The sequence below is a fragment of the Bradyrhizobium sp. URHC0002 genome (genome assembly GCF_054059515.1).
In genome coordinates, this window is record NZ_JBSSCF010000001.1 from 8,628,481 (window position 1) to 8,644,248 (window position 15,768).

The window sequence follows — 15,768 nt, forward strand, 5'->3', positions numbered from 1 at the left end:
GCGTCGCAACGGCGTCCACGTCGGCGACAGTCGCCTGGATCGATTCCCGCATACCCGAGATCAATATCCGCATACCCCAGATCAACCGCCGCATACCTTGGTATGCCCGATAACGGGAAGAAGAATTTTTTTCAACCCTCGGTCGCTTTTTGGACCCATTCGTCGCGCTTGAGTCGATGCTAGGAAACAGGGCGCCTCTGGAACCAGAACAATAAGAAAAATTTCCGGCAACGCCCCAATCGCTGCGTTAAAGTATTGGGAAACGTCAACATGGTGGACCACACACCGCGTTATCGACCATACGATCTCGACGTCGATATACACGACAAAACCCTGACCGATTGCTGGGTGGCGCCTTCCAAGTTCGAACTTTCAGTCCGAACCGATTTGCACCCGGAAGATCCCGTCCCCGCGTTTCTTTCCGATTACGACGGAGAGCCGGATCCGAGTGAATACGTAACGCCGCTGCGCAAAGACCGCAGACGTTCCGTCTCGGCACGAATTCTGGCGGGCGTTTTGGTGACTGCGGCCGCAGCAATTCTATTCGCGATGTTTTCTTCGGATGCCACTCGCGCCATCATCGTCAACGCGAAGGATTCAATTTCGGCTTCCCTTCCGGCCTACGCAGCGCTGCCGCCTGATCCCGCGCAATTGACGGCACGTGACACGCAGTTGAGGAATCCCAACGATGCCGCGCGGCTATCGGCGCCGGCAAACCAGACCTCCAACGTTCGAGCCGTCACAGCGGTCGCGGTCGCGCCGACGGCTGAGGAAATCACGAGTGCGATGCCGGACGGCCGCGCCGCCGCACCGCTGGCCGCAGCGCCGCCGGCCGCGGCGCCCGTTGCCGCTCTGCCGCCGGCACCTGTCCCGGAACCCGTGATCGCGGGAGACGCGATCCTCCGCCTCGATCCTAATGAAATCGCCTCGGCGCTCAAGCGAGCGGATGATTTGATTGCGAGCGGCGATCTCGCCGCGGCTCGCCTCGTGCTGCGGCGTGCAGCTAACGCCGGAGATGCGCGCGCCGCCATGACGCTCGCCGGAACTTACGATCCAGTGATTCTGGAGAAGCTGGGCGTCCATGGCTTCGTGCCGGACGTAGCCATGGCACGAGCCTGGTACGAGAAAGCCAAAAAATTCGGATCGGCGGAGGCGCCTCGGCGGCTCGAACTGCTCGCAAGCAAGCGGCAATAATCGGCGAAGCCGTTTACTGCCGATGGATGTTCACCGCAAACCGAATCCACCGAGTCCACCGAATTTCGGCCGCGACCTCACTTCGCGGCACGCACTTAATGAGCCGCAGATCACAGCAAAAGGAAAAGTCATGGGCGTCTTCACCGCGACTGCTAGAAATCTCTTCGTTTGCCTGTCGTTCTTCTTGTTACTTGCATCCTTGACCGTCCCCTTGCGTCCTGCTTTTGCCCAAAGCCAAAAGCCGGCGGTCGGTTACGAGGAAAAAAAGCGTCAGGCCAACGATATCGCCGTAACGGTCGTGGTATCCGGCATCTCATGTACCTGCGCGAGGTTCACCGAGGACATCCGGAACGTCGTGAACGATTTGGGGCCGGACGGCGTGCGCGTTCTGCCGGTTCTTGGGGTCGGCGGACTTCAAAACGCGAATGATGTGCTGTTTCTCAAGAACATGGACATGGCTGTCGTCGACGAGGACAATCTTCGGCTCCTGAAGAAGAAGGATCCGGTGCTGTATGCCAATGTCGAGCAGCGCATTCAATACATCACGAAGCTCTACAATTCCGAGTTTCATGTTCTCGCGCGAAACGAAATCAAGTCCTATGACGATCTGAAAGGCAAGAAGGTCAACTTCAACCTGAAGGACAGCCAGACTGAAGTGACCGCCGATACCGTTTTCAATTCCCTCAATATCCCCGTGCAGCGCTCTTACTACGACAACGACGAAGCACTTAAGAGGCTGACGTCGGGAGAAATCTCGGCAATGATCATCCTCTCCGGAGCGCCGCAGGCCACCCTGTCGAAGGTGAAGAAGGAAGACGGCGTACATTTCCTCCCGCTCGATCAGGAAAGCCTGCAAAATCATGACCTGCGCGATTTGTTCGCAAATTATCTTCCCGCGGAAATCACCAGTCAAAGCTATCCGAACCTGATTGCCCCGGGGACCACTGTCCCGACCATTGCGAACCGGGCACTGCTTGTCGCCTATACCTGGCCGGAGAATTCCCCGCGGTACAAGAAGGTCGCCAAATTCATCGACGCGTTTTTCAGCAAGATCGATCAATTCAACAACCCGTCGAGGCATCCCAAGTGGCGCGAAGTCAATCTTTCGGCCGAAATGCCTGGTTGGGTGCGGTTTAAGCCCGCCGCCGAGTGGCTTGCCGCCCACCGAAATCAAACCGTATCCGGAAAACCGGACACGCTCGACCAATCCTCTCCCGAGCTGAGGGTGGCATTCGAGAAGTTTATGCAGAACTACGCCCCTTCGTCCGGTCGGACCACGCTCTCCACCAAGGAACGGGAAATCCTTTTCGCCAAATTCATGAAAATTCTCGCCGAGTCCAAGGCCGAACAGGCGGCGGCACGATAGACGTCGCAAGAAAGTCACCAGAAGAGGTATCCGCTCGGGGGCCCGATCTTCCGCCTCGACGCACGTGTCGCTGCCGGTTATCGGGACTCCTTAGGTAGATGCGAACGGGGAGCCGGCGGCTGGAAGCTCATGCGAAGTCGACGGCGAGCCCCAGGGACGGTGCTCGCCCGTTCGCGCGTCGATTCCCGTCGTGTTCAGTGCATCCGCCGGAGCGCGGGGACGTTTGGCGCGGTGTCCTGATCACGAATGGCATCTTGCCTCGGGCTTGAGGCAAGCCAGCAAAGTGCAATTCAGACCAATATGGCAGTCGTTGCGGAAGCCCGGCTAAAAACCCACAACACCGGGCAGTAAAGGGAGGAATATCATGGCGCGCGAAACCGGGCAGAACGGCGGGATCAGCTTCAACGCCAGCCGTCGCGGATTTCTGGGCAGCACGGGTTTGGCTGCGATGGGAGCGATCGTTGGGAGCACCATGCCGCTATCCGGTAACGGCGCCGGAATTCCGAGCGCCCACGCACAGGCGGCACCGGCTGCCGCGCCCGCCCCGGAGAAGGGACCGCAACACCTGAAATTCCCCGGCAAGAACGAAGGCCTCGTCGTGCTCGGCGAAAAGCCGCTGGTCGCCGAGACACCGGAAAGCCTGCTCGATGACGACACCACGCCGATCGAGAAGTTCTACATCCGCAACAACGGGCAGATCCCCGAGGAGGCGAAGAATCCCGACGCCTGGAAGATCACCATCGACGGCGAAGTGAACAACAAGATCGAGGTCACGCTCGGCGAGCTGAAATCGAAATACAAGGCGGTGACGCGGCGCATGGTGCTGGAGTGCGGCGGCAACGGCCGGGCGGCGTTCTCGCCGCCGGCGCGCGGCAACCAGTGGACCAATGGTGGCGCGGGCTGCGCCGAATGGACCGGCGTGCCGCTGGCCGACCTGCTCAAGAAGGCCGGCCTGAAGCCATCAGCGAAATACACCGCGCATTACGCGGCCGATCTGCATCTGTCGGGCGACGCCGGCAAGCCGAGCATTTCGCGCGGCGTGCGCATCGAAAAGGCAATGGACCCGAACACGATGATCGTGTGGGCGATGAACGGCAAACCGCTGCCGAACATCCATGGCGGGCCGGTGCGCCTGATCGTGCCGGGCTGGGCGGGCTCGGCGTCGCAGAAATGGCTGACGCGCATCACCATCCGCGACAGGGAGCATGACGGTCCCGGCATGACGGAATTTTCCTATCGCACGGCGATCAAGCCGATGGTGCCCGGGGGCAAGGCCGATCCGGCCAACTTCCGCATCCTGGAGTCGATGCCGGTGCGCTCCATCATCACCAATCCCGCCAACGGCGCCAAGTTCGCCGCCGGCACCAAGGAATTGAAACTACGCGGCGCCTCCTGGGCCGGCGATCTCACCGTCAAGGATGTCGATATCTCGACCGATTTCGGCGCGAGCTGGCAGCGCACCACGCTGGAAAAGCCGAAGAACAAATATGATTGGCAGCGCTGGACCGCGACAGTCAAACTGCTCACCGACGGCTATTTCGAAATCTGGGCGCGCGCCACCGATTCCAAGGGCGCGATGCAGCCGCATCAGGCCGGCTTCTGGAATCCGCAGGGCTATGGCGGCAACGCCATGCACCGCATCGCCGTGTTGGTAGGATGATTGCTGCGGTTTGCGTGGCTCGCAATGGCCGGACTGCCTTGGATTGCGCCGGCTATCGCCGCACGGCCTAGGCCGACACCGGAAATCTCACTGCCTCCAGCGCCGTCTTGCCGCGGATCATGTCGGAGGCCTTGTCGGCAATCATCAATGTCGAGGCGTTGAGATTGGCCGAGATCATCCGCGGCATGATCGAGGCGTCGACCACGCGCAATCCCTGCAGCCCGTGCACGCGCAACTGGTCGTCGACCACGGCCCATTTGGCATCCGCCGGTCCCATGCGGCAGGTGCAGCCGGGATGGAACGTGGTGGTGCCGCGCTCGGTGGCGGCGGCGAGGAATTCGTCGTCGCTCTGCACTTTGGGCCCCGGAAAATCCTCATAGGCGTAATACGGCGCGAGCGGCTTGGATGCGAGCAGCCGACGCGCCAGCTTCATGCCGGCGACAACGACGCGGCGATCGATCTCCTCGACCAGGTAATTGGTCTGGATGATCGGCGGCGCAAACGGGTCGGCCGAGCGGATGCGGACATAGCCGCGGCTCTCGGGACGCTGCTGCCATGAGGCAACCGTCATGCCCGGCTCGTCCTCGAGCTGGCCCTGCACGCCTTCCTTGTAGCTAGCGGGTGTAAACGTGAGCTGCAGGTCGGAGCTTTCGGTGGTCTCGCCGGAGTGCCAGAAGCAATAGACCATGGTTGGCGACAGCGAGAGCAAACCGCGCCGCGTCGTCGCCCATTTCAGCGCCTCGACCCACAGGCTCACGCCGCGCCGCAGTTCATTGATGGTCCTGATGTTCTTGACGCGCGCGACCGAACGCGGCGCGTAATGATCCTGCAGGCCCTCGCCGACGCCAGACAGAGCATGACGGACTTCAATGCCGTGCGACTGCAGCAATTCCGGCGAACCGACGCCGGACAATTGCAATACCTGCGGCGAGTTATACGTGCCGCCGGACAGAATGACTTCCTTGCTGGCGCGCACCTCGATCGGAGCACCGCCCTTGCCGCCTTTGAGGTAGCGCACGCCGACCGCGCGCTTGCCCTCGAAGATGAGGTTGGTGACATGCGCATGCGTGCGCACATCGACATTGCCTCGTTTGCGCGCCGGATGGAGGAACGCCTTCGCGGCGCTCATGCGCAGGCCCTTCTCGATGGTGCGCTGGCAGTAGGACACGCCCTCCTGGATCGCACCGTTGTAATCGGGGTTGCGCGGAATGCCGAGGCTCATGGCGCCTTCCATGAAGGCCTCGCACAGCGGATCGTTCCAATCCATGGTGGTGACGGTCAGGCTGCCATCGCGCCCGCGATAGGTTTCGTCGCCCTCGCCGACCCGCCGCTCCAGCCGCTTGAAATAGGGCAGTATGTCCGGATAACCCCAGCCGCGATTGCCGAGTTGCGCCCAGGTGTCGAAATCCTGGCGCTGGCCGCGGTTGTAGATGTGGCCGTTGATCGACGACGATCCGCCCAGCGTCTTGCCGCGCGGCGCGTAGATGCTGCGGCCACCGGTCCATGGACCCGGCTCCTGGCTGTAGCCCCAGTTGACGCTCTTCATGTGGAACGTCTTGATGAAGCCGGCCGGCAGATGAATGTAGGGGTGCCAGTCCGTCGGCCCCGCTTCCAGCACGCAGACGCGGCTCGCGGCATCTTCGCTGAGCCGGTTGGCGAGCACGCTGCCTGCGGAGCCCGCGCCGATAATCACATAATCGAACGTTTCCATTGTCTCGCTTCTGGCGCGGCTTGGTTACCGCAGCTTTTCGTTGAGTTGATAATTGAGATGCGCCTTCACCGTCGGCCATTCGCTGGCGATGATGCTGTAAACCACGGTGTCGCGCAACGTGCCGTTCGGCGCGATCTGGTGGCTTCTCAGAATACCGTCCTGCTTGGCGCCCAGGCGCTCGATGCCGCGCCGGCTCTGGTGATTGAAGAAATGCGTGCGGAACTCGACCGCGATGCAATTGAGCTTCTCGAAGGCGTGTGTCAGCAGCAGCAGTTTACACTGGGTGTTGAGCGCGCTGCGCTGCACGCGCTTGGCGTACCAGGTCGAGCCGATCTCGACGCGGCGGTTGGCGGCATCGACGTTCATGTAGGTCGTCATGCCCGCGATCTTGCCCTCGGCATCGTACACCGTGAACGGCAGCATCGCGCTGGCCGCAAACAGGCCGAGGCGGCGGTCGATTTCCTTTTTCATGTTTTCGGCGGTCGGGATGGCCGTGTACCAGAGCTTCCACAGCTCGCCGTCGCTCACGGCTTCCACGAGCCCGTCGATGTGATCGTGCGACAGCGGCTCCAGCCGCGCGTGCGCGCCCTGCAGGGTAACCGGTTCAAGAAAGGCCATTTAATTCTCCGCTATCAGCCGCGTCATTGCGAGGAGCTCGCGACAAAATTGCAAGGGCAATCTTGCGCTGAAGCGACGAAGCAATCCATCTATCCCCGCGTGATGGCATGAATTGCTTCGCTGCGCTCGCAATGACGTGGATGGTTATCGTATTCTGTTCACTTGTTCAAAAAGTTCAGCGCCAGTCCCGGCCGCGCCCAGTCCATCGCAATCAACTCACCCTTGCCCGACAGCGTGATGTAGGCGGTCTTCAGTTCAGGCCCGCCGAAGGCGATGTTGGTGGTGACGCGGTCGCCGGTAGGCACCTGCTCGACCAGGGTGCCGTCGGGCGCGATCACCGAGATGCATCCCGAAACCAGCGTTGCCACGCAGACATTGCCGCCCGCCTCTACCGCCATCGAGTCGAACATCTGGTAGCCGCCGAGTCCCGCGATCGGCTTGCCGCGCTCGCCGCGATAGATCACGTCGCGCGGCTTGATGGTGCCGGGCTCGCCGATTTCATAGGCCCACAGCCGCGCGGTCGGCGTCTCCGCGATGTAGACGGTGTCCTCATCGGGAGAGAGCCCGATGCCGTTGGCCGGCAGCACACCATGCACGACCTCGACGATCTCCTTCATGCCGGGCTTGAGATAGTAGATCCCGCCGACATCCATCTCGCGGGCGCGACGCTTGCCGAGTTCGGAGAACCAGAGCCCGCCATGCCGGTCGAACACCAGGTCGTTCGGTCCCCGCAACCCGTGCTCGCCGCATTTTTCGACCACGGTCTCGACCTTGCCGCTCTGCATATCCACGCGCTGGATCGAGCCGCCGAGATAATCCTCGGGCTGCGGCCCCGGCATGATCATCTTGCCGGTTGGGATCCAGCTAAAGCCGCCATTGTTGCAGATGTACATCTTGCCGTCTGGGCCCAGCGCCGCGCCATTGGGGCCGCCGGGAATCTGCGCGACCACCTCTTTCCGCCCGTCGGGATAAACCCGCGTCAGCCGCTTGCCGCGAATTTCGACCAGCACGACCGAGCCGTCGGGCATGACGACCGGGCCTTCCGGAAACTCCAGATCGGTGGCGAGAACGCGGATATTGGCCATGAAATCCTCCCGGCTTGCTCTTGGCTGCAGGCGGATTTTTGGCTCGGTCCCGCACGCGCAACACTTCGTTGCGGCATGTTATGGCAAAGTCGATATCGCTTGCCAAGCAACCGCGGGCAATCCCGCGGCGCAGGGCAGCATTGCGACGATGCTATTCCCTCACCGGCACCCAGATCTCCAGCCCGCCATTGCCGGTAGCCGGATCGAACTTCTCGTCGTAGCGCTCAAAACTCGGCGCGTCCGCCGCCTTCATGCCTGAAATCGGCAGCCAGTGATTCCAGATCGTGTTGATAGTGCGGCGGATGGTCGAGATGTGCTCGGCGTGGGTGAAGACTGCGTATTTCTGTTCGGGAATCCGCACGCGCGCGAACTCGCGCGGCAGATCAGAGAAGTCGGCAACCTCGACGCCGGCGATGTAGTCGAAATTGCCGGCATCGTCACCGTTGCAGCAGACGCCGTAGGCGACGTTGCCGATCCGGGCGGGAATGGCGTCGACCTTGTGGTGAAACTGCTGCCACTGGTTCGGAATGCCGGCGCCCTCGTTTTCATGCGTGCAGCGTTCGGCGATGCCGGCGACGAGCAATGGCTTGGAGGTTTCGAAACGCGGGGGCTTGAGATTGTCGAGCAGGGTTGAATCCATGGCGATGGGCTCCTGGAGCTTGAGATGATCCGAGCACGCTCCAGCGCGAACCGCTTCGGGCGTGATGCCGAAATGGTCGCGGAAGGCGCGGGTGAAAGCTTCGTGAGAGCTGTAGTCCGAATCCAGCGCCAGCGTGAGAATGTCGGGCGCCCCGGCGGCGAGCGCGCGGGCCGCATTGCTCAGCCTGCGCGCACGCACGTACCGCATCACCGAAAACCCCGTCGCCGCGGCAAACGCTCGTACCATGTGGAAGCGCGAGACGCCGCCGATCGCCGCGATCTCGTCAAGCGTCAGCGGCTTGGCGAGATGGCCTTCGATGTACCAGAGCGCTTTCTGGGCCGGATTCATGACTGACATCTTTCCTGCGAAGCGACCGCATTATGCTCAGATGCTACGCGCTTCATTTGACAATCCTTGCTCTCCGTTCCTGCCGCTGACAGTATCAGGCGCGAATGGAGGGGAAACCATGCTGATCACCAACGTCCGGGCGCACCATATCCGCATTCCCTATGACGCCGGGGTCGCGAGCTTCAAACAGGGCGCCGCTTCCATCGCAGCGCTGGAAATCGTCATGGTCGAGGTTTCCACCGATGCCGGCATCACCGGCTGGGGCGACGCCTTTGCCTATGTGTGTCCGCGAAGCAGTTATACCGCCATCGAGGAAATGATTGCGCCGCAGGCGAAGGGCCTCGAGGTTCCCGACGCGGCAGGCATTCCCGCCTTCATGGAACAGATCCAGCGCAACCTGCATCTGTTCGGCCGCTACGGCATCACCATGTTCGCGATATCGGCGCTCGATATCGCGCTGTGGGACCTTGCCGCCAAAGCGAAGGGCGTGCCGTTGCATCGGCTGATCGGCGCGGCGAAGCGCACGCGGATTCCCGCCTATGCGAGCCTGCTGCGGATCGGCAAACCCGAATTGATCGCAAGCGAATGCGAGACTGCGCTGCGGCTCGGCTACAAGGCGATCAAATTGCATGAGACCACAACGCCTGCGGTATTTGCCGCGCGGCAAGCGATCGGCCCCGGCATTCCGTTGATGGTCGACCTGAACTGTCCGCTGAACGGCGAGGAGGCGATCGCTTTCGCGCATTCCTGCCGGGATGCCGCGCCGATGTTCCTCGAGGAGCCGGTCTGGCCGCCGGAGGATTTTGCAACGCTGGCCGAAGTGCGAAGCAAAGGCGGGCTCAACGTTGCGGCTGGAGAGAATGCCTGCACGGTTCATCAGTTCAGACAGATGATGACGGCGGGTGCGGTAAGCCACGCACAACCCTCCGTCATCAAGGTCGGCGGCATCACGGAGTATCTCAAGGTCGTAACGCTGGCCGACGAACTCGGCGTCAGGCTTGCGCCGCATTCGCCGTATTTCGGGCCGGGCTTGCTGGCGACGCTGCAACTGCTGTCGCTGCGCAACGACGCAAGTTTCGTCGAGATGTTCTACATGCAGCGCGCCGCATGCCTGTGGCGCGGCCGTATCGACGTCGATGCCAATGGCGATGTCGAAGTGCCCCAGGGGCCTGGCCTTGGGCTTGAACCGGACATGGCCGTCATGGAGCAATACCGCGTGTCGTGACCACGGGGACGGGACGCTACTTCGCGCCGTCCTTCGCAGCAGGCGCAGCATCCTTCGCGGCGGGCGCTGCGGCCTTCTTCGCGTCCTCCGCGGTCTTGTTCTGTGCCGCCTGCATCTCGCTCACGAGCTTCTGCAAGCCGATGACCGCGCCCTTCAGTGCCTCGATCTGCCGGTTGGTGGCATCGATCTTCTGCTGCTGGTCTGTCGTCAGCTTGGTGATCGTCTTCTGCAGGAAGTCGACATTGCTCTGCAGGCAAGAGGTGCGCCGCTCCATCGTCTTTTCGACGGTGCAAATCTCGATGCCGGGAACGTCCTGCGCGTGAACGGTCACCGGCAGCAACGCCATCAGCAGCGCGAAAGCGGCGAAGGTGATCCTGGCCATCGGGACGATCATCAAATCCTCATTCAAATGCATCTAGCGCGGGGAACGTCCATCACGGCAATTTGCACGAAGCAGACCCCCGACCCCAGTGATACCATACTGATACCTCATTCAGGCGTTGTGCTTTACCCTGTTGACGGTGGATGGATTGTGCCGCGCGCCTCAAACGGCCGCGGCAGTGGAGATTAATTGTATGGCAACGCGTGAAAAGCGGCTGGCGCAGTTCGACGGAAATGGGGATCCGCCGCCCGACAAGCCGGTGGAAGTTCTTTGTGAAGATCATAGCGGAACCTATCAACTGCCCTTCGCCTGCCGCTGGATCGACGGACAATGGCGCAATGACAGGACTGGCGGCATGGTCGAGGCCACGGTGGTCGGCTGGAGGCTTCCGCGCTCCAACGCGATGTGACGATGCCGCAGCGCAGCCTGGCCCGCGCATTTTGTGCCAGAATGCGACGGAGCCGCGCGTGATCTTTACGTTCGGAACGGCGATGGAACGAATCGCGCCCGAATCACTGTTTCCGCGCCGTACTCCGTTGTTCACGGCTAGATGTCGTCCGCAATCCGAGGCGGCGCACCACATCCAGCACCGCAGCAATCGGCCGCAGCCAGCGGCCGACGACAAAGGTTAATTCCTCGGGGGACGACATATCGGTCACTTCCAGGGGGTCGGCGGCGGCACGTTGTCGACGGCCGGCGGCACGTCGACGGTCTTGAAATCGGCCGGGCTGACGATCTCAAGGTACTCCATGTCCTCCGAGTAGTCGTACAGGTAATGCGTGATGCCGGCCCGTTGATGGACGACGTCGCCGGCCTGCACCAGGGTCGACTTGTCCTCATACATGAAGCGCGCCCAGCCCTTGGTCATGATGACGATCTGGAATTCGCATTCGTGCTTGTGCCAGCCGGTGCCCTCCTCGGGCGGCAGGTCGGGGTTGGCCTTGACCAGATGGCATATCACCTGCCCGCCGGTGGCGTCGGCGATGCCGAGATCGCGATACAGGAAGAAGTCGCGCAGACCCCCGCCCTTGAATTCGGTATCGCCGGGTTTGACGTGAGAGAATTTGCTGACGACGGCCTGCTGGTTCATGGAAGCCTCCACGGTTCTTGTTCGCGAGATCGCGACCACGTGAGAAGCGCGTCCAAATTTTCGGCAGCGTCGCATCGTCGCGTTCACGGCTTCATGCTGCTATGCGAAATCCACGCCAGCCGCATTGCAGTGCGGCGACGGGCCGGCATCGGCGCACCGAACCACTTGGCCGCAGTCAGGAATCCGGTTTCAGGGCCTCGCGAAAGACGGCCAACGCCGCAGCCGCACGCCGCTCACTTCTGGCACCGGCTTGAGCAAGGCCTGCCCGTTGCCTGAGCCCTTCGAACGGGCAAGGCCGCGCCAGGCTTGCCTAATATTCGACCTCGAGCTCTTCGATGTCGGCGGGCTCGGCCTTGGCGGCTTCGATCCATTCCTGCATCTCGGGCATCGCCATGATGGTGCTGGCGTAGGCCGCAAGCCGTGGTTCGAGCTTCACGTCATAGGTCATGAAGCGGGTGACGACGGGCGCGTACATCGCGTCCGCCACGGTCCGCTCGCCGAACAGAAACGGGCCGCCTGATTCCGCGAGACATTCGCGCCAGATGGTGCAGACCCGGTCGATATCGGCCTGCGCGCGCGACCAGATCTTGAAGCCCGGGAAATGGCCCTTCAGGTTGACCGGCAGGGAGGCGCGCAGCGTGGTGAAGCCAGAATGGATTTCGCCGCAGATCGAGCGGCAATGCGCGCGCTGGATACGGTCGGCGGGCAACAGGCCAGCGTCCGGCATGACCTCGTTGAGGTATTCGGCGATCGCCAGCGTATCCCAGATGGTGGCGCCGTCATGGCGCAGGCACGGCACCAGGATCGACGACGACAGCAGCAGGATTTCGGCCCGCGCCGACGCATCGTCGGGGGCGGTGACGACCTCCTCGAATTCCAGGCCCGAGAACTTCGTCAACAGCCAGCCGCGCAGCGACCAGGACGAGTAGTTCTTGCTGGAGATGGTCAGTGTGGTCTTCGCCATATGGCCTTTCCCTCAAACCCCCGCGCCGGCGTGAACAGCCGGCCGCGCCGCCGCCCAATACCTGTGCGCCGGGCATTTACACAGCAAGCCACGTGCCAGTTCCGGAGGCGGTTCGCCCTGCTCTGGCTTCGATATTGCATGGCCCCCGGGACAGGGGCGGTCGTGCATGATGTCAATGATATACCAAGCCTATCAGAACCACATGGACCTGACGTCGCCGTGGCGGACCGGGGCGGCGGCGGGACTGAAATATCTCAATCTGGTGCCGCAGGGCGTCTCGGACAGGTTATTCCGCCGCCTCGCCGCATCGCTCGAGCTGATCTCGCGCTCCTCCCTCACCTATCACCGGCCGGCCTATGGCATCGACCGGGTAATGGTCGGCAATCAGGAACTCGAGGTAACCGAGGAAGTCACCTTCGCCACCCCGTTCGGATCGCTGCTGCATTTCAAGAAGGAGAATTCACCCGAGCAGCCGCGGCTGTTGCTGGTGGCGCCGATGTCCGGCCATTTCGCCACCCTGTTGCGCGGCACCGTGAAGACGCTGCTGCAGGACCACGACGTCTACATCACCGACTGGCACAACCCGCGCGACATTCCGCTTCATGCCGGCCGGTTCGGGCTGGAGGACTACACCGATCACCTGATCACCTTCCTCGACAGGATCGGTCCGCGCGCCCACATGGTGGCGATCTGCCAGCCGTCGGTCTCGGCGCTGGCTGCAGCCGCCGTGATGTCGGAGGACAATCACCCTGCCCGCCCGGCCACGTTGACGCTGATGGCCGGCCCGATCGACACCCGGATCCAGCCGACCAAGGTCAACGAGTTCGCCAAGAGCAAGCCGATCAACTGGTTCGAAAAAAACCTGATCAACTACGTGCCGGTGCAGTGCAAGGGCGCATTCCGCCAGGTCTATCCCGGCTTCGTGCAGCTCACCGCCTTCGTGTCGATGAATCTCGAGCGCCATATCAAGCAGCACATCGACCTCGCCAATCATCTGGCGAAGGGGGAGAAGGAGAAGGCGGAAGCCATCAAAAATTTCTACGACGAATATTTTGCCGTGATGGACCTGCCCGCAGAATTCTACATCGAGACCGTGCGCGACGTGTTTCAGGAGCACCTGTTGCCGCAAGGCAAACTGATGCATCGCGGCCGGCCGGTGAACCCGGCCTCGATCAGGCGCATGGGCCTGATGACGGTCGAAGGCGAAAAGGACGACATCTGCTCGATCGGGCAGACCTTGGCGGCGCAGGACCTCTGCACCGGCGTACGTGCCTATCGCAAGGTGCACCACATGCAGGCCGGCGTTGGCCATTACGGCGTGTTTTCGGGGAAGCGCTGGAACAACGAGATCTATCCGCTGCTGCGGGATTTCGTGCACGTGAATGCGTGAGGATTGTGTTGCGTCATGCACAATGCCGTAGGGTGGGCAAAGCGAAGCGTGCCCACCATCTCGCAGCTCGATTGGTGATAGATGGTGGGCACGTCGCTTTGCTCCTTTGCCCACCCTACGGCTGAGCGATGGATCGCTTCGCTCGCAATGACGATGCCACGGCTCTAGCCGCCTCGCCCTTCGCGCGCTAACATCTTCCCAAGGTCGACCGCTCAAGAGTCGTCCGGGGAGGAATCATCATGCGGCTTTCCATCAATCTCCGTGCCTTCGCGCTTGCCATTCTCAGCGTTTGCCTGCTGACCGTCACGGCCTCTGCCGCCGAGGTGCGGGTGATGATCTCTGGCGGGCTGACGGCGGCCTACAAGGCGCTGGTTCCTGAATTCGAGCGCGCCACGGGCCACAAGGTGCTGACCGCCTACGGGCCGTCGATGGGCACGACGACCAACGCCATTCCGGTGCGGCTGGAGCGAGGCGAGGCTGCCGATGTCCTGATCATGGTCGGCTATGCGCTCGACGATCTTGTCAGGAACGGCAAGGCTGTCGCCGACAGCAAAGTCGATCTCGTGAAATCGCCGATCGCGGTTGCCGTCAAATCGGGCACACCCAAGCCCGACATCTCTACGCCCGATGCGCTCAAGCGCGCGCTGCTGGCGGTGAAGGCGGTCGCCTATTCGGACAGCGCCAGCGGCGTCTATGTCTCGACCGAAATGTTCGCCAAGCTCGGCATTGCCGACGAGATGAAGGACAAGGCCAGGAAGATTCCGGCCACGCCCGTCGGCGAGATCGTCGCACGCGGCGACGCCGAGATCGGCTTCCAGCAGATGAGCGAATTGAAGCCGGTGGAAGGCATCGACATCATCGGCCCGCTGCCGGACGAGTTGCAGAAGATCACCATATTCTCCGCCGGGATCGCCAGCGCCTCGAAAGAACCGGATGCCGGCAAGGCGCTGATCAAGTTCCTCGCCTCACCCGCCGCGCGCGCCGAAATCGTCAAGAGCGGGATGGACCCGATTCCGGCGGGGGCGACGAACTAGGCTCCAACAACAGCTAATGAAGCCTCGCTGACCGGGCTTTCGCGGCCTTCACCGTATTCGCCATCAGGCAGGCGATGGTCATCGGACCAACGCCTTTCGGCACGGGCGTAACGGCGCCGGCGACCTGTACCGCTTCTTCGAAGACGACATCGCCGCGCAAATCGTAACCGCCTCCCGGCCGCGCGACGCGTGCGGTGCCGACGTCGATGACGATAGCGCGCGGCTTGATCCAGTCTCCGCGCACCAATCCGGGCTTGCCTACCGCGCTGACCAGGATGTCCGCGCCACGGCAGATGAACTGGGTGTCACGCGTATGGATATGCGCTTGCGTCACGGTCGCCCGTTCTTCCAGGAGCAGCGCGGCCATCGGCTTGCCGACGATATTGGAGCTGCCGATGACGACGGCATGGCACCCGGTCAGATCGGACACCATCGACTTGATCAGCTTCATGCAGCCCAGCGGCGTGCAGGGAACGAGGCCATCCGTACCGTGGAGCAGCCGGCCGGCATTCAGGGCATGCAGGCCATCGACGTCCTTGGCCGGATCGACCGCGGCCATGATCCGCAACGTGTCGATGTGTGCGGGCAATGGGAGCTGGACAAGAATGCCGTCAATGTCGGCTTGCGCATTCAGCGTCGCGATGACGGAAAGCAGTTCGGCCTCGGTGACGCCACCCGGCAGGATTTTCGTCTCGCCGCGCAAGCCCAGCTTCCGCGCCATCCTGATCTTGCTTCGGACGTAGATGTGACTGGCCGGGTCGTCGCCGACCAGAACCACGGCCAGGCCCGGCGCGCGCGACAGGTGATCGAGTTCGCCCGCGACATTGTCGAGAAGGATTTGAGCGTGTTTATGCCCGTCGATGATTTCCGCAGTCATGGCACCTCCGTTCGAGAGTGGTGCCCAGGCGCGCGGCAAATCGTCCCTGCGCTCCCCGATGGTCCTCCATCCGAGCGCCAGTCGCGCAGAGGTGTGCCTGATAGCGGCTTACGCCGGTGAAAGCAATGCCCGGCGAAAAGAATGCCCTGGCAAGTACCACGCAAAAGCGAAGCGCGATGCCATC

The 15,768-nt window shown here is 62.3% G+C and carries 15 protein-coding genes and 1 riboswitch; of the genes, 7 read left to right on the plus strand and 8 right to left on the minus strand.

The features are described from left to right. Positions 1–270: 270 nt before the first annotated feature. The 3 genes from ACVWVY_RS41640 (at position 271) to ACVWVY_RS41650 (ending at position 4,220) form a co-directional block, all read left to right on the plus strand. Positions 271–1,194, plus strand: coding sequence for a hypothetical protein (locus ACVWVY_RS41640; protein WP_456631823.1), 924 nt, complete (start codon positions 271–273; stop codon positions 1,192–1,194). Between the two features lie 130 nt (positions 1,195–1,324). After that, positions 1,325–2,560, plus strand: a complete 1,236-nt coding sequence (locus ACVWVY_RS41645; RefSeq protein ID WP_456631824.1) for a TAXI family TRAP transporter solute-binding subunit — start codon at positions 1,325–1,327, stop codon at positions 2,558–2,560. A 364-nt stretch (positions 2,561–2,924) separates the two neighbouring features. Next, positions 2,925–4,220 (plus strand): sulfite oxidase, encoded by a 1,296-nt coding sequence (locus ACVWVY_RS41650; RefSeq protein WP_456631825.1) that lies wholly within the window; start codon positions 2,925–2,927, stop codon positions 4,218–4,220. A gap of 67 nt (positions 4,221–4,287) precedes the next feature. Here ACVWVY_RS41650 and ACVWVY_RS41655 read toward each other — a convergent pair whose 3' ends face one another. The 4 genes from ACVWVY_RS41655 to ACVWVY_RS41670 all read right to left on the minus strand — a co-directional run bounded on the left by ACVWVY_RS41655 (position 4,288) and on the right by ACVWVY_RS41670 (position 8,622). Further along, a complete protein-coding gene (locus ACVWVY_RS41655; RefSeq protein WP_456631826.1) occupies positions 4,288–5,931 on the minus strand; it encodes a GMC family oxidoreductase in 1,644 nt (547 codons plus the stop codon). Between the two features lie 24 nt (positions 5,932–5,955). Beyond that, positions 5,956–6,549: a GNAT family N-acetyltransferase gene (locus tag ACVWVY_RS41660; protein ID WP_456631827.1), complete on the minus strand. Its 594-nt coding sequence runs from the start codon at positions 6,547–6,549 to the stop codon at positions 5,956–5,958. A gap of 158 nt (positions 6,550–6,707) precedes the next feature. Further along, the gene (locus ACVWVY_RS41665) at positions 6,708–7,634 is read right to left on the minus strand and encodes an SMP-30/gluconolactonase/LRE family protein (protein ID WP_456631828.1); all 927 of its coding nucleotides are present in this window, start codon (positions 7,632–7,634) and stop codon (positions 6,708–6,710) included. A gap of 151 nt (positions 7,635–7,785) precedes the next feature. After that, complete coding sequence (locus tag ACVWVY_RS41670) at positions 7,786–8,622, minus strand: GyrI-like domain-containing protein (RefSeq protein ID WP_456631829.1); 837 nt, start codon at positions 8,620–8,622, stop codon at positions 7,786–7,788. A gap of 118 nt (positions 8,623–8,740) precedes the next feature. Between ACVWVY_RS41670 and ACVWVY_RS41675 the strand changes: the two genes are divergently transcribed. Then, complete coding sequence (locus ACVWVY_RS41675; RefSeq protein WP_456631830.1) at positions 8,741–9,847, plus strand: mandelate racemase/muconate lactonizing enzyme family protein; 1,107 nt, start codon at positions 8,741–8,743, stop codon at positions 9,845–9,847. 16 nt (positions 9,848–9,863) lie between these two features. On the opposite strand, the gene ACVWVY_RS41680 is transcribed toward ACVWVY_RS41675, so the two are convergent. Beyond that, a complete protein-coding gene (locus tag ACVWVY_RS41680; protein ID WP_456631831.1) occupies positions 9,864–10,241 on the minus strand; it encodes a hypothetical protein in 378 nt (125 codons plus the stop codon). Between the two features lie 181 nt (positions 10,242–10,422). Between ACVWVY_RS41680 and ACVWVY_RS41685 the strand changes: the two genes are divergently transcribed. Further along, the gene (locus tag ACVWVY_RS41685; RefSeq protein WP_456631832.1) at positions 10,423–10,638 is read left to right on the plus strand and encodes a hypothetical protein; all 216 of its coding nucleotides are present in this window, start codon (positions 10,423–10,425) and stop codon (positions 10,636–10,638) included. Positions 10,639–10,884: 246 nt separating this feature from the next. Here the strand turns inward: ACVWVY_RS41685 and ACVWVY_RS41690 are convergent, their stop codons facing one another. Together ACVWVY_RS41690 and ACVWVY_RS41695 are read right to left on the minus strand one after the other, a co-directional pair. Continuing rightward, positions 10,885–11,319, minus strand: coding sequence for a cupin domain-containing protein (locus tag ACVWVY_RS41690; RefSeq protein WP_456631833.1), 435 nt, complete (start codon positions 11,317–11,319; stop codon positions 10,885–10,887). 310 nt (positions 11,320–11,629) lie between these two features. Then, positions 11,630–12,283 (minus strand): glutathione S-transferase family protein, encoded by a 654-nt coding sequence (locus ACVWVY_RS41695; RefSeq protein ID WP_456631834.1) that lies wholly within the window; start codon positions 12,281–12,283, stop codon positions 11,630–11,632. Positions 12,284–12,449: 166 nt separating this feature from the next. On the opposite strand from ACVWVY_RS41695, the gene ACVWVY_RS41700 reads away from it, so the two are divergent. Both ACVWVY_RS41700 and ACVWVY_RS41705 read left to right on the plus strand, forming a co-directional pair. Beyond that, entirely contained in the window at positions 12,450–13,673 is a 1,224-nt protein-coding gene (locus ACVWVY_RS41700; RefSeq protein WP_456631835.1) for a polyhydroxyalkanoate depolymerase, read from the plus strand. Between the two features lie 239 nt (positions 13,674–13,912). After that, positions 13,913–14,707, plus strand: coding sequence for a substrate-binding domain-containing protein (locus ACVWVY_RS41705; RefSeq protein ID WP_456631836.1), 795 nt, complete (start codon positions 13,913–13,915; stop codon positions 14,705–14,707). A 13-nt stretch (positions 14,708–14,720) separates the two neighbouring features. Here the strand turns inward: ACVWVY_RS41705 and ACVWVY_RS41710 are convergent, their stop codons facing one another. Next, positions 14,721–15,584, minus strand: a complete 864-nt coding sequence (locus tag ACVWVY_RS41710) for a bifunctional 5,10-methylenetetrahydrofolate dehydrogenase/5,10-methenyltetrahydrofolate cyclohydrolase (RefSeq protein ID WP_456631837.1) — start codon at positions 15,582–15,584, stop codon at positions 14,721–14,723. A gap of 15 nt (positions 15,585–15,599) precedes the next feature. Next, positions 15,600–15,679, minus strand: a riboswitch (ZMP/ZTP riboswitch). Positions 15,680–15,768: the final 89 nt, after the last annotated feature.

What these genes read in the sequence shown, in the direction of transcription:
- ACVWVY_RS41705 (WP_456631836.1), top strand. Translation starts at nt 13,913, where the DNA reads ATGCGGCTTTCCATCAATCTCCGTGCCTTCGCGCTTGCCATTCTCAGC.
- ACVWVY_RS41650 (WP_456631825.1), top strand. Translation starts at nt 2,925, where the DNA reads ATGGCGCGCGAAACCGGGCAGAACGGCGGGATCAGCTTCAACGCCAGC.
- ACVWVY_RS41675 (WP_456631830.1), top strand. Translation starts at nt 8,741, where the DNA reads ATGCTGATCACCAACGTCCGGGCGCACCATATCCGCATTCCCTATGAC.
- ACVWVY_RS41655 (WP_456631826.1), bottom strand. Translation starts at nt 5,931, where the DNA reads ATGGAAACGTTCGATTATGTGATTATCGGCGCGGGCTCCGCAGGCAGC.
- ACVWVY_RS41695 (WP_456631834.1), bottom strand. Translation starts at nt 12,283, where the DNA reads ATGGCGAAGACCACACTGACCATCTCCAGCAAGAACTACTCGTCCTGG.
- ACVWVY_RS41690 (WP_456631833.1), bottom strand. Translation starts at nt 11,319, where the DNA reads ATGAACCAGCAGGCCGTCGTCAGCAAATTCTCTCACGTCAAACCCGGC.
- ACVWVY_RS41665 (WP_456631828.1), bottom strand. Translation starts at nt 7,634, where the DNA reads ATGGCCAATATCCGCGTTCTCGCCACCGATCTGGAGTTTCCGGAAGGC.
- ACVWVY_RS41660 (WP_456631827.1), bottom strand. Translation starts at nt 6,549, where the DNA reads ATGGCCTTTCTTGAACCGGTTACCCTGCAGGGCGCGCACGCGCGGCTG.
- ACVWVY_RS41680 (WP_456631831.1), bottom strand. Translation starts at nt 10,241, where the DNA reads ATGATCGTCCCGATGGCCAGGATCACCTTCGCCGCTTTCGCGCTGCTG.
- ACVWVY_RS41670 (WP_456631829.1), bottom strand. Translation starts at nt 8,622, where the DNA reads ATGAATCCGGCCCAGAAAGCGCTCTGGTACATCGAAGGCCATCTCGCC.
- ACVWVY_RS41685 (WP_456631832.1), top strand. Translation starts at nt 10,423, where the DNA reads ATGGCAACGCGTGAAAAGCGGCTGGCGCAGTTCGACGGAAATGGGGAT.
- ACVWVY_RS41640 (WP_456631823.1), top strand. Translation starts at nt 271, where the DNA reads ATGGTGGACCACACACCGCGTTATCGACCATACGATCTCGACGTCGAT.
- ACVWVY_RS41710 (WP_456631837.1), bottom strand. Translation starts at nt 15,584, where the DNA reads ATGACTGCGGAAATCATCGACGGGCATAAACACGCTCAAATCCTTCTC.
- ACVWVY_RS41645 (WP_456631824.1), top strand. Translation starts at nt 1,325, where the DNA reads ATGGGCGTCTTCACCGCGACTGCTAGAAATCTCTTCGTTTGCCTGTCG.
- ACVWVY_RS41700 (WP_456631835.1), top strand. Translation starts at nt 12,450, where the DNA reads ATGATGTCAATGATATACCAAGCCTATCAGAACCACATGGACCTGACG.